17 protein-coding genes and 1 riboswitch are annotated in these 17001 nt (G+C 50.7%); of the genes, 7 read left to right on the top strand and 10 right to left on the bottom strand.

What is annotated here, in order from left to right; all coding sequences use genetic code 11:
• Positions 1–432 precede the first annotated feature (432 nt).
• On the top strand, positions 433–1218 hold the full coding sequence (locus EDC56_RS08360; protein ID WP_123712084.1) for a DUF6933 domain-containing protein: 786 nt from the start codon (positions 433–435) through the stop codon (positions 1216–1218).
• Positions 1219–1382: 164 nt separating this feature from the next.
• On the opposite strand, the gene groL is transcribed toward EDC56_RS08360, so the two are convergent.
• From groL to EDC56_RS08375, 3 genes are all read right to left on the bottom strand, one after another.
• Complete coding sequence (gene groL, locus EDC56_RS08365) at positions 1383–3041, bottom strand: chaperonin GroEL (RefSeq protein ID WP_123712085.1); 1659 nt, start codon at positions 3039–3041, stop codon at positions 1383–1385.
• Between the two features lie 86 nt (positions 3042–3127).
• The gene (locus EDC56_RS08370; protein WP_123712086.1) at positions 3128–3418 is read right to left on the bottom strand and encodes a co-chaperone GroES; all 291 of its coding nucleotides are present in this window, start codon (positions 3416–3418) and stop codon (positions 3128–3130) included.
• A 192-nt stretch (positions 3419–3610) separates the two neighbouring features.
• A complete protein-coding gene (locus EDC56_RS08375) occupies positions 3611–4108 on the bottom strand; it encodes an FxsA family protein (RefSeq protein ID WP_123712087.1) in 498 nt (165 codons plus the stop codon).
• Between the two features lie 333 nt (positions 4109–4441).
• Here EDC56_RS08375 and EDC56_RS08380 point away from each other — a divergent pair, with 333 nt between their 5' ends.
• Complete coding sequence (locus EDC56_RS08380) at positions 4442–5203, top strand: SDR family oxidoreductase (protein ID WP_123712088.1); 762 nt, start codon at positions 4442–4444, stop codon at positions 5201–5203.
• 99 nt (positions 5204–5302) lie between these two features.
• Here the strand turns inward: EDC56_RS08380 and EDC56_RS08385 are convergent, their stop codons facing one another.
• From EDC56_RS08385 to EDC56_RS08395, 3 genes are all read right to left on the bottom strand, one after another.
• On the bottom strand, positions 5303–6331 hold the full coding sequence (locus EDC56_RS08385; RefSeq protein WP_123712089.1) for a DUF481 domain-containing protein: 1029 nt from the start codon (positions 6329–6331) through the stop codon (positions 5303–5305).
• A gap of 69 nt (positions 6332–6400) precedes the next feature.
• A complete protein-coding gene (locus EDC56_RS08390; protein ID WP_245980669.1) occupies positions 6401–7738 on the bottom strand; it encodes an AmpG family muropeptide MFS transporter in 1338 nt (445 codons plus the stop codon).
• Between the two features lie 145 nt (positions 7739–7883).
• The gene (locus tag EDC56_RS08395) at positions 7884–8366 is read right to left on the bottom strand and encodes a YajQ family cyclic di-GMP-binding protein (protein WP_123712090.1); all 483 of its coding nucleotides are present in this window, start codon (positions 8364–8366) and stop codon (positions 7884–7886) included.
• A gap of 158 nt (positions 8367–8524) precedes the next feature.
• Between EDC56_RS08395 and EDC56_RS08400 the strand changes: the two genes are divergently transcribed.
• The 5 genes from EDC56_RS08400 to tsaA all read left to right on the top strand — a co-directional run bounded on the left by EDC56_RS08400 (position 8525) and on the right by tsaA (position 14821).
• Positions 8525–9451 carry a ketopantoate reductase family protein gene (locus tag EDC56_RS08400; RefSeq protein ID WP_123712091.1) on the top strand — a complete coding sequence of 309 codons (927 nt, stop codon included), beginning with the start codon at positions 8525–8527 and terminating at the stop codon, positions 9449–9451.
• Positions 9452–9517: 66 nt separating this feature from the next.
• A riboswitch (cobalamin riboswitch) is annotated at positions 9518–9665 on the top strand.
• A 141-nt stretch (positions 9666–9806) separates the two neighbouring features.
• A complete protein-coding gene (locus EDC56_RS08405; RefSeq protein WP_123712092.1) occupies positions 9807–11744 on the top strand; it encodes a TonB-dependent receptor plug domain-containing protein in 1938 nt (645 codons plus the stop codon).
• A gap of 111 nt (positions 11745–11855) precedes the next feature.
• A complete protein-coding gene (gene bluB / locus EDC56_RS08410) occupies positions 11856–12515 on the top strand; it encodes a 5,6-dimethylbenzimidazole synthase (RefSeq protein WP_123712093.1) in 660 nt (219 codons plus the stop codon).
• Positions 12516–12611: 96 nt separating this feature from the next.
• Positions 12612–14093, top strand: coding sequence for a cobyric acid synthase (locus EDC56_RS08415; protein WP_245980670.1), 1482 nt, complete (start codon positions 12612–12614; stop codon positions 14091–14093).
• Positions 14090–14821 (top strand): tRNA (N6-threonylcarbamoyladenosine(37)-N6)-methyltransferase TrmO, encoded by a 732-nt coding sequence (gene tsaA, locus EDC56_RS08420; protein WP_123712095.1) that lies wholly within the window; start codon positions 14090–14092, stop codon positions 14819–14821. The genes EDC56_RS08415 and tsaA overlap by 4 nt, the downstream gene beginning before the upstream one ends.
• Positions 14822–14833: 12 nt before the next feature.
• Here tsaA and EDC56_RS08425 read toward each other — a convergent pair whose 3' ends face one another.
• The 4 genes from EDC56_RS08425 to EDC56_RS08440 form a co-directional block, all read right to left on the bottom strand.
• On the bottom strand, positions 14834–15277 hold the full coding sequence (locus tag EDC56_RS08425) for a hypothetical protein (RefSeq protein ID WP_123712096.1): 444 nt from the start codon (positions 15275–15277) through the stop codon (positions 14834–14836).
• Positions 15278–15407: 130 nt separating this feature from the next.
• Positions 15408–15617 (bottom strand): hypothetical protein, encoded by a 210-nt coding sequence (locus EDC56_RS08430; protein WP_123712097.1) that lies wholly within the window; start codon positions 15615–15617, stop codon positions 15408–15410.
• Between the two features lie 328 nt (positions 15618–15945).
• Positions 15946–16476 carry a hypothetical protein gene (locus EDC56_RS08435; RefSeq protein ID WP_148059358.1) on the bottom strand — a complete coding sequence of 177 codons (531 nt, stop codon included), beginning with the start codon at positions 16474–16476 and terminating at the stop codon, positions 15946–15948.
• 274 nt (positions 16477–16750) lie between these two features.
• A complete protein-coding gene (locus tag EDC56_RS08440) occupies positions 16751–16984 on the bottom strand; it encodes a VF530 family protein (RefSeq protein ID WP_123712099.1) in 234 nt (77 codons plus the stop codon).
• Positions 16985–17001 lie beyond the last annotated feature (17 nt).

The following is a 17001-nucleotide window of genomic DNA, read 5'->3' on the forward strand; positions in this document are numbered from 1 at the left end:
TTTTACACCGAAGTCCGTCACAAAACAACAATTATTAAACAAAAAAGACAGTCTAAAAACCCTCTTGAAAGTATCCTACGTACGAAAAACTCACCCATAAGTGACATAAGTTATTCAGCTTTGGGGGTTTATTGTCTCAACAGTGATTTTCAAGAAGCCCCTCAACTTGTGAAATTTTTTTATGCGGCTGAGAAAGATATTCCTCCTGCTACAAAGAGTGGCTGAGACTAAAACACACAAATCACAACATCGACTGATTGAAAAACGATCAAATTTAATCGGCTAACGGCTATTCCCTGCCTTATGAGACAACGCTAGAAAAGAGTTTATTCGATCACTATCGATCAACATTTCATCACAGACCTCTATGCATTTTTTTATCTCAGTAAGAATAGGTACAATGGGCTGATAACAGACACGGTATCTGCCTCTATGCTCATTTTTAACTGCACAAAAGCTGCCTGCGACTTCTTTAGCAAGACCACCGCCGGCACTCAATTTAGCCCCGTCATTGCCCCGCCCAATCCGAGAATTGAGCAGGACATCCATAACGTTGTCGATGAACAGGGGAATACACCACGCCTATCACAATGGCTCGTTCACGCCATTATTGTCGACCGTAAATACTGTCTCATCGCTATGGAAGTCAATACACGTTTTAGCATGACATTCAGCGACTTGATACGAGGGGATAGCGAAACGTTCGTCAACCTGTTTACCGAAAGGCTACTCAATAATATGTATTGGCTGGGAGAACAACTGGGCATTTTCGATCCCGCCTTCTTCCCCATCATGACCGATAGCTTCCTTTCAGAACACGATGGCATTGCCTTTTTTAAGCGCTCCGACCGTAGCGTACAAGGGCATATTAATGACGTCCTACGCTATTTCCGTGAACAATCCGAAGAGATCGGCCTGCTACCGAATGATCACGAGCAGGCAATGGCCTTCGACGAGATGGTTAATCAGATCCAGCGCAGTAGTAAGGCCAGCACGCAATATTTCTTCCCTGAAGTCGGCATGCTGGGGCAATGGATGCAAGAATACTGTGATGGTAACGCCGAAGACCTCAACATCATCCGTGACAGCTTTCGACAACTGCGTAGTGAGCAGGTATTTGCAGACAACGCTCCTTCCTGCATTGACGACTCGCAGGCACTGCCTCCCCCCGACAACGTTGTATCGCTGTGCGAGTTCCGCAAAAAACAACAAAAGTAATTCTGAAGCCCCTCTCTACGAAGCGCTTATCCTGGCAAGCTCACACCAGCGCCCCAACAATATCAATGCCAACAATATCAATGCCAACAATATCAAAGCACCAAAACAAAAAACCCCGCACTAGGCGGGGTCTTTCTAACAAGCTAGATTAGCGCAGAGGCTGATTACATCATGCCAGGCATGCCACCCATGCCGCCCATGCCACCCATATCAGGCATACCGCCGGCTGCAGCAGCACCACCTTCAACAGGAGCGTCAGCCACCATGCACTCAGTCGTGATCATCAAGCCAGCAACAGAACCCGCAGCCTGTAGTGCAGTACGAGTCACCTTGGCAGGGTCGAGAATACCCATCTCGATCATGTCGCCGTAGACGCCGGTACCCGCGTTATAACCGTAGCTCGCTTCACCGCTAGCGACTTTATCAAGAACCACTGCCGCTTCATCACCTGCGTTAGAGACGATCTGACGTAATGGACCTTCCATTGCACGTAGCGCCGCAGCAATACCGTGGTCCTGGTCTTCGTTGTCACCCTTAAGGCCTTTTATGGCTGCTGCTGCACGAACCAGCGCTACACCACCACCTGCTACAACACCTTCTTCAACGGCAGCGCGTGTCGCATGCAGAGCATCCTCAACGCGGGCCTTCTTCTCTTTCATCTCGATCTCAGTCGCAGCACCGACCTTGATCACGGCAACACCGCCGGCCAATTTAGCCACACGCTCTTGCAGTTTTTCACGATCGTAATCTGAGGTTGTCGCTTCGATTTGTACACGTACTTCGTTCACACGAGCTGAGATGTTAGCTGCGTCGCCCGCACCGTCAACGATGACAGTGTTTTCTTTGTCCATAGTAACGCGCTTAGCCTGACCCAATACTTCAAGGCCAGCCTGCTCTAGGTCCAAGCCGATTTCTTCTGAAATCACGGTTCCGCCAGTCAATACAGCGATATCCTGCAACATTGCCTTACGACGATCACCAAAACCTGGTGCCTTACAAGCAGTCACCTTAACAATGCCGCGCATGTTGTTAACAACCAGTGTCGCCAATGCTTCGCCTTCAACATCTTCGGCAATAATCACCAGCGGACGAGAAGCCTTCGCTACCGCCTCAAGGATCGGCAACAGTTCACGGATGTTAGAGATCTTCTTATCAACTAACAGAATGAACGGGTTCTCTGCTTCGGCGCTCATGCTCTCTTGATTGTTAATGAAGTAAGGAGACAGGTAGCCACGATCAAACTGCATACCTTCAACGACATCGAGGTCATTCTCAAGACCGTTACCTTCTTCAACAGTGATCACGCCTTCCTTACCAACCTTACCCATAGCATCGGCAATAAGATCACCCACTTGGCTATCACTGTTGGCAGAGATAGTACCTACCTGAGCAATAGCGCTAGTATCAGTACAAGGGATCGCTGCAGCTTTAATCTGCTCGACAGCGGCGGCAACCGCCTTATCGATACCGCGCTTTAAGTCCATTGGGTTCATACCCGCTGCAACCGACTTAAGGCCTTCGTTGATGATACTCTGAGTCAGAACCGTCGCAGTCGTAGTACCGTCACCAGCCACGTCAGAAGCCTGTGCCGCAACAGACTTCACCATCTGTGCGCCCATGTTTTCAAACTTATCGCTCAGCTCGATCTCTTTAGCAACAGAGACACCATCTTTAGTGACGGTCGGTGCGCCGAAAGCCTTGTCGAGAACGACATTACGGCCCTTTGGCCCTAGAGTGGTCTTTACTGCGTCAGCTAGAATGTTGACACCATTTAGCATTTTCTGGCGAGCGTCATCACCGAATAGTACGTCTTTAGCCATGATAGAATTCCTTCAATAATTAATCTGTGGATGCGAGCAATAAAATGGCACCGTTAGTTGTGCTACTGCTCGCAGATGAGTCGGTTGTATTAAGCTTCAATTACCGCGAAGATCTCGCTCTCGCTCATAATGATCAGCTCCTCACCCTCGATAGTGATGGCGTTGCCAGAGTATTGACCAAACACGACGGTATCACCGACGTTAACAGCCACTGCACGGCTCTCTCCGCTCTCTAGTAACGCACCATTGCCGACGGCGACGACTTCACCTTGATTTGGCTTCTCCTTTGCGGAGCCTGTCAGCACAATACCACCCGCTGATAGGGTCTCTTCTTCTTTACGGCGAACAACAACACGATCATGTAGTGGACGAAGTTTCATTGTCGATATCTCCAAAGATACTCATATTAAGGCGTCAGTAGCCTTAGGTTTTTACTATTAAATTAATGCCAGGCCTAATTTAAGCCCATACATCCTTATGATGTTTTCTATGTGGGGGAGCGATGCGGTCATTTCAACGTTTAATCGGCAAAAAACTGCAAATTTCTGAAAAAAAATCATCACAACCGCAAGCTAGTCTTCTCGCTTATACTCTCCCTCGATCACATCTTTGTCGTCAACTCCGCGATGCCCGGCTCTATTCCTGTCGCCACCGGGGGTTCCAAAGGGGTTTGCCTCTCCCCCTACATGCATACTGCTGACATGAACCTTACCTCCGGCAGCCACCAAACGCTTGGCGATCAAACTAATGAGGGGCCGACGAATACCGGGGATCAGGCAACAGAAGCCGATCGTATCGGTGACAAAACCTGGTGTAAGTAGTAGTGCACCGCCAACCGCGATCGCAATACCCTCGGCCATTTCCTTCGCCGGAATCTGCCCTGTCTGCATCTTCTGATTAGCACGAAATAGCGTTGACAAGCCCTCTTTACGCAATAACCAAGAGCCAATAACCGCGGTCAATAACACCAAGCCAATGGTTGGCAAGGCCCCTATCACGCCGCTGACCTGAAATAACAGGTACATCTCAACAATAGGAACCACAATAAACATCATAAATAAAAAGCGCATCCAATACCTCGTAGCAGGCTTCTAGTAAATAGTGGTCAGCATCATGCGCCAAACTGCTGAGTCACGCGATACCGATAGTAGTGACAATATGGTGGTGAGCGGCAATAAATTCAAGTAGTGGTCATGTATGGCCCCGCTCAACTGGCTAAAACAGTGATTAATAACGAGATCGACCAACGATTTTGCTCTAAATGGCCGATAACATTATTACTATCATGTCTTGCTTTGGCTTTGCCTTTTATCGTCAAATACGGCAAAATTCACAGCCTTTAACTGCTAAATTCCGCTTTCTTCTCTCAAAAGCGACTACTAACAAAAAGACAAGGCAACAGTATGAACCTTCAAGACAAAGTCATTGCGATTACCGGCGGCGGACAGGGCCTAGGCCGTTCTATGGCTGTCAGCCTCGCGGGCAAAGGCGCCAAACTCGCCCTCATCGACCTCAACCAAGAGCGGATCGACGAGACCATTGCATTGTGTCAAGAAGCTGGTGGCGACGCACAGGGCTTTATCGCCAACATCGCCGACGAAGATGCCGTCATTCAAGCTTTTGATAATATTGTCAAACAAATGGGCAATCTGCATGGCCTAATCAATAACGCGGGCATCCTACGCGATGGTCTGATGGTGAAAGCAAAGAACGGCGAAGTCAGCAAGCGCATGAGCCTCGCAGAATGGCAGGCTGTCATCGATGTCAACCTGACCGGCGTCTTCCTCTGTGGCCGAGAAGCCGCTACCAAGATGATTGAGCTCGGCACCAAGGGCTGCATCATCAATATTTCCAGTGTCTCTAAGGCCGGCAACCTCGGCCAAACCAACTACTCTGCCGCCAAAGCCGGTGTCGCCGCCATGGCCGTCACATGGGCGAAAGAACTATCACGCTACGGTATTCGTGCCGCCGCCATCGCGCCGGGCTTCATCGCCACTGAGATGGTCGCATCCATGAAGCCTGAGGCGCTCGAAAAGATGGCCTCGATGATCCCTATGGGGCGTCTAGGCGAACCGGCAGAAATCGGCCTAACCGCCGCCTATATTCTAGAAAACGATTACTTCACAGGTCGCGTCATCGAGATGGATGGCGGCATTCGCATCTAAACTCTATGCATCTGACGACAAAAAGCCCTGGCAATCGTCGATTGCCAGGGCTTTTTTATCGCGTTATCAAAGCCAACATCGAAGCCTAAAAGGAATTGGCTACCAACCGTAATCGACACCCAACAACCATATCCGGTCACCGGCCTCCTTGGTCGCAGGCGGTTGGCCGTCATAATCAAGCTGCAGGCTAACGAAGGCGCTCAACCTGTCGCTAATCGGGTAGCTGACACCACCGTATGCCGACACTTCCCAATCTGAACTATCGAGCATAGAAACAAAGTACTCGTGCTTATAGAACAGATCCGGTCCCTTATCTCGCCCCTGAAGGTACCAGTGATAATTGGTCGCCCAGCGAAACGCTGGCCGATTACGGTCCTCCTCCGCAATATGGTAGGTTTCACGTAGATAGTTAATACCCGCTTCCATCGACAGCTCGACAAACTCAGTCTCCCAGAACTGATAACCAAAACCCACACCGGCAACATAACGCGATTCAATATCTTTAAAGTCATCACTCGAGACACTGGTATTCGCGGAGAGGAACCACACCGGGGTCAGAAACTTATTGTACTGATAGCTCAATAGCTGACGCTTATCGGTCTGCTCTTCATCATCGGTTTCAATGCGGTATTCACCACTAATAATATGCCGAGTATCGACGAGACGAATACTCTCTTCGGCACTTACGTTAACATCGAGCTCTTCCTTGTTGCCATGCGAGCTCTCCGCCGACAAACGAATAAAGCCAGTATAACTGGTCGGGACCGGCTGTGGTGGCCCGTCCACTGCCGCCGCCGTCGCCTCCTCAATATCCGCAAACGCTAATACGGTCAGCGTATATTGGCTACACTGTAGCCATTGCCTCGAGTCTTCGTAGAAAGGGCGACAGCCATACAGTCGCGGGGAGTCCGTAATATCAACGTCAAAGCGCTCTTCACTACTCACCGCCTTTACGTTGGTCAAGTCGATACTTAACTCACCAAAACTCTCACTGGACCACGATAGAGAATCACCCAGCACAGCCGTCATCTTGCCGCTGATGCGGTCGCCATTTTTCATCCACAACGTATCTGCCATCACCAAGGAAGGTAACAATAGTAGTAATAGAATATATTGCTGCCAGCGCACCACCTAACCTCGCGTTGTGGCGGAGAAGATACCCGCATATAACATTATCAGCACAACCCCAACATCAACCTAATTCGCCTCACCGTCGCCATCTACTAGCTGCTTTTCATCGGCCTCACGCCGTTGCCCCCAGGGAGCAACCCAAAAAAGCAGCACCATACCCGGTACCGCCAACAAGGTACAGATGAAAAAGAAGTGCGTATAGCCAATACCGCCGACCGCTCCGAAGATACTATAGAAAACACCGTCAGTAGGGCTGACCCCTTCAATCAATACACCCGCCAAAAGACCGGCAAAAATCTTGGGGATCGAAAACAACGATGTCAGCAACGCCAGCTGTGTGGCGGTGAAGTTTTTATTGGTGCAAGAAGCAATAAAGGCCATCAGCGCTGCCGATCCGAGCCCAACCCCCAGATACTCGAATGCAACGACGACGCCCAAGGCGTAAACGTTGGCACCAATCTCACTGAGCGCTGCAAACCCTAGGATCGTCGCCATCTGAATAAAACCAAACAGCCATAGCGACTTGTTAATTCCTACACGATACATCACCAAACCACCGATAAAACCGCCAATAATCATTGACCACAAGCCAACGACCTTTGCGACGGTACCGATCACCGACATGCTGAAACCAAGATCAATATAAAAAGGCGTGGATAACGCAGTCGCCACCACGTCACCGAATTTATAGAAGAAGATAAATGCTAGGATCAACAAGCCGGTTTTGAAACCATCACGCTGAAAAAAGTCTTTGAAGGGTTCAACAACGGCCTCACGCAACGACTTCGGCGGCTCGATGTCTTGCTCCACCTCCCGAATAAATAATGTCTGCAACACCCCTACCAGCATAAACAACGAAATAATAATAAACACCATCGGCCACGGCATGAAATCGGCTAATATCAAGCCCAAGCCACCAGGAATGAAGCCCGATAAACGATAAGCGTTGGCGTAGTATGAGTTACCTAAGCCCAACTCTTCATCCGGCAACAGCTCACGTCGATAGGCATCGAGCACAACATCTTGCGAGGCAGAGAAGAATCCCACCATCAACCCCACATAGAGCACAATACGCTCATCGATCCTTGGGTCCAGTAACGCGAGCAGACACATCGAGCCCAGTAGCAGGAACTGTGATATCAGCATCCAGCCCCGTCGCCGCCCTAAAAACGGCGGAATATAACGATCGAGGAAAGGTGCCCAGAGGTACTTAAAGGAAAATGGCAGGAAGACTATCGAGAAAAAACCGATTGTCTTGAGGTCGACCCCTGAATCTCGTAACCAAGCGGGTACCAGCTGAGAAAGAAAATACAACGGCAGGCCAGAGGAAAAACCATTGAAGAGGCAGATCATCATCCTCTTATTTAATAAGAGCTCTTTCAAGCTCAACTTTTTTTCTTTCATAACCTTCCTAGGGGTGCGTAATTGCCGGCTGCATTACGCACCGCCTAATTAATGTAAGCCAATAGCCACTGTTCGCTCAACAACGTTTTACAACCAGCTGCTGTCAAAGCCACTTTTCAGCGCCGCCCTGCGAGGCGGCAAGCCGTTAATCACGGAAATTTTTAAACTGTAATGGCTGATCTAACTCTTCGCCGCGCAATAACGCCATGATCTGCTGCAAGTCATCGCGTTTCTTGCCCTCCACACGCACTTGTTGGTCCTGAATTGTCGACTTCACCTTCATTTTAGTGTCTTTAATCAACTTGCAGATCTTGCGACAGACGTCGGTTTCTAGCCCATCTTTAAAGGTGGCCAGCTGTCGACACGTCATACCAGACTGCGTCATGTCACCCAGTTCCATCGCAGCGGGGTCGATCTTACATTTATGCAGCGTACCAATCAGGATATCGCCCAGCTGTGTCACCTGGAATTCCGCCTCCGCTTGCATGGTCACCACGAGGCCGTCGAGTTGGAAGCTGGCATCCGCCCCCTTAAAATCGAAGCGGGTCTCGATCACCCGTCGAGCCTGATCAACGGCATTGGTTAGCTGGTGCTTATCAACTTCAGAGATAACGTCAAAACTGGGCATATTGTCACACCTTTTCACTGTAATTATCAAAAGATCACCCGCTGCACTGCTGCAACAGGTACTGGCATCGCTCAGTTACTGCCGCTACTATGGCCCCTGCAACATAACCCCGTGAAACGACGGCGGTTACCATCATCGGGCAAGATCAGGGGTAGCATATGCAGCACTGGGTAATTATTGGCGGCGGTGCCATCGGTTGTCTATGGGCCGCCAGTTTACAACAACAGCATATTGCCGCAAGCCTCGTGGTCAGGAATAATGACGCTTTAACGCGCTATCGCACCGCCGGTGGCATTAGCCTACAACGCTCGACGACGACATTTCAATGCCAGCCAACAGCCTACACAGCAGTACAGTACGACCATCCCATCGACCGCCTGATCATCGCCACTAAGGCTCAGCATACCGCCCAAGCACTTGCCAGCGTAGCATCACGCTTAACCGATGACTGCATCATCCTGAGCCTACAGAACGGCATGGGCCAACAGCAGCACATCCTCGACCACTACCCTAATGCTCGACTCTATTGTGGTGTCAGCACCGACGGTGCTTATCTGCAATCGCCCTTTCATGTGGTACATGCCGGCGCAGGTACCACACGCATTGGTCGCTACCCAGAAAACGCTCACGACACCCCAGAGACTAGCGCGCTGATCGCCGAGCTGCCAACCGACGTGTTAACTATCTGCGCCGATCAACACATCGAACGACAGCTGTGGCAGAAGCTGGCCATCAACTGCCTAATCAACCCCCTCACCGCCCTCTATCGCTGCCATAACGGGGAGTTGATCAACCACCCCCAAGCTCGCCCACGACTCGAACAACTCGCTGAAGAGCTCGATCGTATTATCGCCGCCGAAGGCCTTGCAGAGCTCGTTCCCGCCGCTCTATCGACCGCCTTAAACGTGGCGAAGATCACCGCCGCCAATCGCTCATCGATGTTCGCTGACGTACTTGCGGGACGTGACACCGAGATCAACTTTATTACCGGCTACCTCTGCCAACGAGCCGCGCAACACAACATAAAAGTCCCGTGTAACCAAAAGGTGTTAGACGACATCAGATTGCTCAAGCCTAACGCTTAACCCATGTCGCCGACAATTGACCAGAACCGGCACTCCCGGTATAGTCGCCGCCACTGAACGAGGAATTATCCAGTAATCATAGATGACACTGATAATCTCAGGGAAACAGGTACCGGCTTCGCGCCCTCATTCCTGTGCTGCCCCCGCAACGGTAGGCCGATACTCTAATAAGAGTAAAGGCGAGCCCGACACCTGCCCTCGACAGTTATCCATAACGATGACGCGGAGGGCCTCATCGCAGAATTCCACTCCGGTAGTAAGCCGTCAGTGTCTGCCTTTCCCCCGCCCAATCCGTTAGTAACGAATTCGCATCATTAAAGCGAATCACAACACTAGACCTTGATTGGGATTGACCATGAAACACACATTACTTGCTCTACCTTTGGCGATTGTTAGCGCCAATGCCCTGTTAGCCAATACAACCTTAGCCAGCGAAGCTCCAGAAGAAATCATGGAGGAAATGGTCGTCGTCGGCAACCGCATCGCAACCCCCATCAGCAAAGTTTTGGCCCCTGTCACCGTTATTGATAAAGATGATATCAATCGCCGCCAGCCTCCTTCTTTAGGTGCGCTATTGGCCACGACACCTGGTGTCAATATGGTACAGAGTGGTAGTACCGGTGCACAAACGGCACTCATGATTCGCGGCTCGAAAACAGCGCAATCCGTGGTACTACTGGACGGTCTTCGCATTGGCTCCGCAACAACAGGCTCCACAGCCTATCAATATATTGACCCAGAGAGTATCGATCGCGTCGAAATAGTCCGCGGCGCGCGCTCCAGCCTGTATGGTGCCGATGCTGTTGGCGGTGTTATTCAGCTATTTACCAATGATGGCACGGCGAGTGAAGACTATAGTAAAGCCATTATCAAACAGAGCTATGGCTCACATAACACACTCAGTAGCGTCCTCGGTATCAAAGGGCAGCAAGATGATACTTTTTATCAATTATCCGCCTCACATCACGAGGGCGAAGGCTTCGACAGCACGGCTGAAAAGGGCAACGGTAACGATGACAAGGACGCATTTCGCAACACCAGCATAACGGCCTCATTGGGCAAGCACTTCGGCGAAAATTTCACATTGAAGGGTAGCTTCTACCAGTCCAAGGGGAAAAGTGAATACGATATCAATAAACCCACAGACTCTAAGTACAACCCTCTACCGACAAGCACGCATATCAATCCTTATACTGACTACCTTGTTCAAGCTGCCTCAATAAAAGCCTCACTACAAGCCACTGAAAACTGGCGTACAGAATTGGTGTTTGGCGGCAGTAAAGACGGCAACGTTAGCAAAGACAGTTTCTCCGAAGAGAACAATAACGTATTAGCCCTAGCATCAAAGTTCAACACTCAGCGTTACTTTGCCAGCTGGCTCAACGAAATCACCATCACCAATCAGCAACGAATCATCGCCGGTATCGACACCCAATATGACAAGATCGATACAAGCGACAACTACGATAAAGACAATCGATACAACAACGCCGTCTACGCACAATACGAAGTGGATTTTTCACGCAGCCAGCTCTCCCTCTCTGCCCGCAGCGACGACAACAGCACCTACGGACGTAACAACACCGGCCACGCCGAGTTTGGCTTTGACCTGACAGACAACATCAATATCGTCACCAGCGTAGGTACCGCCTTCCGTGCACCGAGCTTCAACGATTTATATTACCCTAATGACGGCGGGTCTAAAGGCAACCCAGACATCACACCAGAGACTTCAACCAATAAAGAATTCTCTATTCGTGGCGACTACGATGTCGTCGACTGGCAGGTCAACCTTTTCCACAACAACGTTGACGACCTGATTGAGTGGGGCTACAACCCCGAGACATTCTACTCTCAACCAGAAAATATCAGTAAAGCAACCCTCAAAGGCTATGAGCTTATCGCTACGACCGAGTTTTATCAGTGGAAATTAAACGCCAACTACACGCGACTGATGGCCGAGAATGACAACACAGGTAAAACCTTACAAAATCGACCAGAGCACTCCGCCGACATCGACTTAAGCCGAACACTGAATGATTGGACGTTCACTATCGAGCAGCAAATTCGCTCCTCATCCTATAGCGATCGTGCAAATAACAACGAACTATCAGGCTACGGCTTGACACACCTACGCCTCAGCTACGCTATCAACCCAGAGTGGCAAGTAACTGCTGCATTAAATAACATTTTTGACAAAGAATATTATACCAATGCTGATTTCTATAATATCAATTACAACAACGACGGTTTCAACACGCTGCTGAGCGTCGCCTACACCCCTAGCTGGTAATCACTGGCACACAACCGCGCCGCTACTGAACTGGCGGCCGGTTTACTCTATACTAAGCCGTCACTGTCATTGTCAGTGGCGGCTTTTCATTTTTCTTCGGGTCCACACTTTATGAGCAAACATCGCTATTCCGATATCGAACGTGACGCCGTCTATAAGGCGATCTTCGAACGCCGCGATATGCGCCACTTCACCTCCGAGGCGGTTGACCCGGCCGTTTTACAGCGTCTACTCGTTGCTGCTCACCATGCCCCAAGCGTCGGCTTCATGCAGCCCTGGCGTTTTATTCGCATCACCGATCGCGCCCTGCGCGGGCAGCTCTACGATGCCTTTGCCGAAGAGGTACAGCGCACCGCCGAGCAGCTCAGCGAGAAATCCCAGGCCGTCAGAGGGCTCAAACTCGAAGGCATTCGCGAAGCCGGGGAGATTCTCGTCGTCACCCTGCAGGATCGCCGCGACCAATATGTACTAGGGCGCCGCACCATGCCGGAGATGGACCTGGCCTCCGCCAGCTGCGCCATCCAAAATATGTGGCTGGCCGCCCGCGCCGAAGGCCTCGGCCTCGGCTGGGTTTCGATCTTCGAGCCCGATACCCTGCGTGAGCTACTGAGCATCCCCGACGGTGCCTCCCCCATCGCCATCCTCTGTATCGGTCATGTCGATGAATTCTACCCCGAGCCGATGCTCGCCACCGAAAACTGGCGACAGCGTCTCGACATCGAACAGGTGGTGATGGAGAACCAATGGCAAGACGATGACTTCGAACAGTGAGCTTAACCCTATCCTGCGGCAGCTAGGCATCTGCGCCTATCTCCTCCGCACACTCAAACACTATGCTGCGCCGCTCCGGCGCCCCGAAACGAGCCAATGACCACCATGCAGGACGCCAACCGTTCTATTCCCACGCTGATGGTACAAGGTACCACCAGCGACGCCGGCAAGAGTGTACTGACGACCGCACTCTGCCGTGCGCTTTACAATCGCGGCTACCGCATCGCACCGTTTAAGCCACAGAATATGGCGCTCAACAGCGCCGTTACTGAAGACGGTGGCGAGATTGGCCGCGCCCAAGCGGTACAGGCCGAAGCCTGTCGGCTCGCCCCGCACACCGACATGAACCCGATTTTACTCAAACCCAATACCGATATCGGTGCCCAGGTCATCATTCACGGCCGCGCCATCGGTGACATGAACGCCCGCCTGTATCATGACTACAAAAAGCAGGCGATGCAGTTCGTACTGGAATCACACCGCCGACTCGGCGAGCACTACCAAGCCGTCATCGTCGAAGGCGCCGGCAGCCCGGCCGAGATCAACCTGCGTCAAAACGATATCGCCAATATGGGCTTTGCCGAGGCCGTCGACTGCCCGGTCATCCTCGTCGCCGACATTGATCGTGGCGGCGTCTTCGCCCACCTCACCGGCACCCTCGAGCTACTCAGCGAGACCGAGCGAGCTCGTGTCAAAGGCATGGTCATCAACCGCTTTCGCGGTGATATTGCGCTACTCACCTCAGGACTCGACTGGCTCGAAGAACGCACAGGCATTCCCGTATTGGGCGTCTTACCTTATCTACAGAACTTCCACCTCGAGGCTGAAGACGCCATCAGCCACAGCCAAGATAACAGCCAGGCCGAGCTCAAAATCATCATCCCGCGCCTGCCGCGCATCAGTAATCACACCGATTTCGACGTGCTTCGCCTGCACCCACAGGTCGACCTACAATACGTCGGCGCTGACGATGTCATCCCCCCCTGCGATCTAATTATTCTCCCTGGCACCAAGAATGTTCGCCACGATTTAGCCTTATTACAACAACACGGCTGGGGAGAGCTGATCAACAAACACCTGCGCTACGGCGGTAAACTATTAGCGATCTGTGGCGGCTATCAGATGCTTGGGAAACACATCCACGACCCCACAGGCATCGAGAGCGCCAGCGGCTCTAGCGACGGCTTCGGTCTGTTCGATATAGAGACCACCCTAGAGCCCGAGAAGCAGCTAAAGCGCGCCGTGGGCAGTCTCTTTGATGGCGCCCGCATTGGCGGCTACGAGATTCACGCTGGCATCACCACCGGCAGCGCCCTCGAGCGCCCCGCTATCCACTTCGATAACGGCAGCACTGATGGCGCCATCAGTGCCGACGGTCAGATCCTCGGCTGCTACCTGCACGGCCTGTTCGATCACAGCGAAGCCCTCGCCAGCCTGCTACGCTGGGCAGGCATCAAAGAAGCACAGAGTATCGATTATCAAGCGAGGCGCGAGTATGACATAGAGCGTCTCAGCGCCTGTGTCGAGGAGCACATGGATATGGAGAAGGTGGTCGATATGTTGGGCTTAGAGCGATGAGTACAGAGCAACCGGGCTATCACATCGAACCCATCGCCTTTGTACGCTCACCCTATCGAGAGAAATTTGGCATTCCGCGACAGCCACAACTCGCCCCGGATGTTGAGGCCATCATCGAGCTCGCCGCCCCCTATGACCGAGGCGAAGCACTGACGGGGTTAGAGCAGTCCAGTCACATCTGGCTACAATTTATCTTCCACCACACCGCCGATAAAGCCTGGAAACCCACAGTGCGGCCGCCAAGGCTCGGCGGCAATCGACGCCTCGGCGTCTTCGCCACGCGCGCCACCCATCGCCCCAACGCACTGGGATTATCCGTCGTCAAACTACTCGAGGTCATCACCAGCCCTAGCCCCGCGCTGCGCATCAGCGGTTGCGACCTATTGGACGGCACGCCTATCGTCGACATCAAGCCCTATATTCCCTATGTCGACCGCGTCGAGGAGGCCCACAATCTAATCGCCAGCGAAGCACCGGCGCTTATTGAAGTGGCTTTGAGTGAACGCGCGAAAGAGGATTGTGCTCGTTTTGAGCAAAACCGAGGCATTGCCCTGGCCAAGCTACTCCGGCAGATACTGGCCCAGGACCCGAAGCCAGCCTACCAGCCCTTCAACGAAAGTCGCATTTACGGTATGAAACTATTCGATCAGAATGTCACTTGGCGATATCGTCAAAACAATCAGCAGTGGCAACTATGGGTCGTCGCCATTAGCCCGCTGGAAGCCTAGACACTTTAGCGTTTAATGTAGCGTGCTATCGATCTCGGTAATCGCCAACAGAAAAAGCTCTAACGCGTCTTGGTTTTGAGCGATGTTGACACCATAGCCATACCCCCCATGCTCGTGTTGCCTTCGAGACTTACCGGATTCAACAAGGCCACTATAGTCGCTGCTAAAAAAAAGTCGGGGGTTTTCCGCTCGATGAGTACGCACGGTGGTGCCCGTTAACTGGTCAAGCATACTGTCCAAGACCTCACCGTCCTCTGCGCTCACCACCACTTTTAGAACATTCTGCTGGCCACCACTGCAACGAGAAATGTACACATAATGTTGCTGGTCCAACACGAGCTCTATCTCGCGGCAACGCTGTTGGCGCAGCGGCGTATCGACGAAACCTAACTCTACGGCAGCCTGACGAATCTCTTTCTCAACTCTTGCCGGCAACCAATCTGCTGACGTCCCCATAAACGGCCCCTACCTGTGATAACAAGGTATGGGGTTGCTCTCAACACAAGGTTGGACAACTGCAAGCCCCCACGCTAACTGATTGTAAGCCTACACCAAAAGCAGGGTTTCGGCGGGTAGTTTGACCAATTTAATGAGTGAGCTTATATTCACTAAACTCGCTATCAAGCTCTTTCTGTAATTTCTCATCAATCTCGTCGAGCCGCTGATGGCGAGGGCGCCCGCACATCGAGTCCACCTGTTCCTCTAGGCACTCCTCGAGATAGAAGCCATCACCATCATGCTCACCTTCAAAATGAGGAGAGTCCTCTAATATACCGTCAAATTCGAAATCATCCATATCAGCCACCTCTGCTCTACATTATTAGTTTTGATAACTCTGTTGATAAACGGAATAACACCATGATATGAAGGTTATTTATTCTCGCCTATCCGCAGTTCTACCTACCTTGTAAACGATTACTTTTAATGACCCACGAGGGAGTTAATATCTGCAATATACTAGAACGAATAACTCTCTCTACGCACATAATATCCATAAATAGAAAAAGCTGTAAAGTGACGATTCGAAAAATTTTTTAAGTTATTATTAATGGTTGAATATGCCTATAAATAGGCATATAAACAGTAGACAGAGAAGTAGATACTACTCCTCTTTTCCATTATTATTATTTTCTTCGTACCAGAAACCCTAGTCCTGCAATTGCCGAGCCAAATAACCAAGCTGCACCCGGTAAAGGGGCCTGTACGAAACCCTGCCGAAATAACAGCTCATCTGGCTCAGCCAACTGAAAGACCTGTACATTTTCGATGACGCCACTCGGTGCCTCCAACAACAACATAAACTCCCCCCAATCACTGGCAGCGAATAAAAAATTATGGACATCGACACGATAACTCCCCATCGACAAGTCCAATAGTAACTTTGAGTTATTATAGCCATAGGCTGACGGTAAACCGCCATCATCATCGGAGGCAAGATAATTTCCCCAGCGGTCAGAAAGATGCATATAAGGATCAAAACCATTGGTCAACGTCTCAATATTAATGCTTGATTCGCTATTCAAATCAAAAGTTATTACCGAAACAATATTCTCCCCCCCATCAATACTTGCATCCACTAATAAGGTATTGGCAAGCACGCCTGAAGAAAACCCAAGCATACCGATGGTCGTTACGATTTTTTTTATATTAAACATAATCATCCCTAATTTGATTGATCGTTTCGTTTTCTAACAAAACATTGTGTTTTCCATAAACAGCCACACAGACAAAGCACAAGCCATGCCAACACAAACAAGACTCTATATTTCAAAAAGATAGAGAAAAGTGACAACAATAAAAAAAGGGAAGTGTAAAAAAGACGGTGATATTTTTCAGGTTTTTCAAAACAACAACACGCGTACCTCAATCATGAGCAACAAAAAATTGTAATAGACCAGGGTCAGGGTCGAGGATAACGCAAAAAGACACTCAATCTTTACCATAAGGGTTATTCAGCAGCGCCAAGTAAAGCGCCTCTATCTTCTCCCGCGCCCAAGGTGTACGACGCAAGAACTTTAATGCCGACTTAACGCTCGGGTCATAACGAAAACAGCGCACATCGACGCGGTCGGCCAAACCATCCCAACCATAATGCTGTTCAAGCTCGGTTACGATCGTCTTTAAGGTAATACCGTGCAGAGGATTGTTCGGCTGTTCGCTCATTGTTTTCTTCACTGACA

This window comes from Sinobacterium caligoides, from assembly GCF_003752585.1.
GTDB classification, from domain to species: domain Bacteria; phylum Pseudomonadota; class Gammaproteobacteria; order Pseudomonadales; family Sinobacteriaceae; genus Sinobacterium; species Sinobacterium caligoides.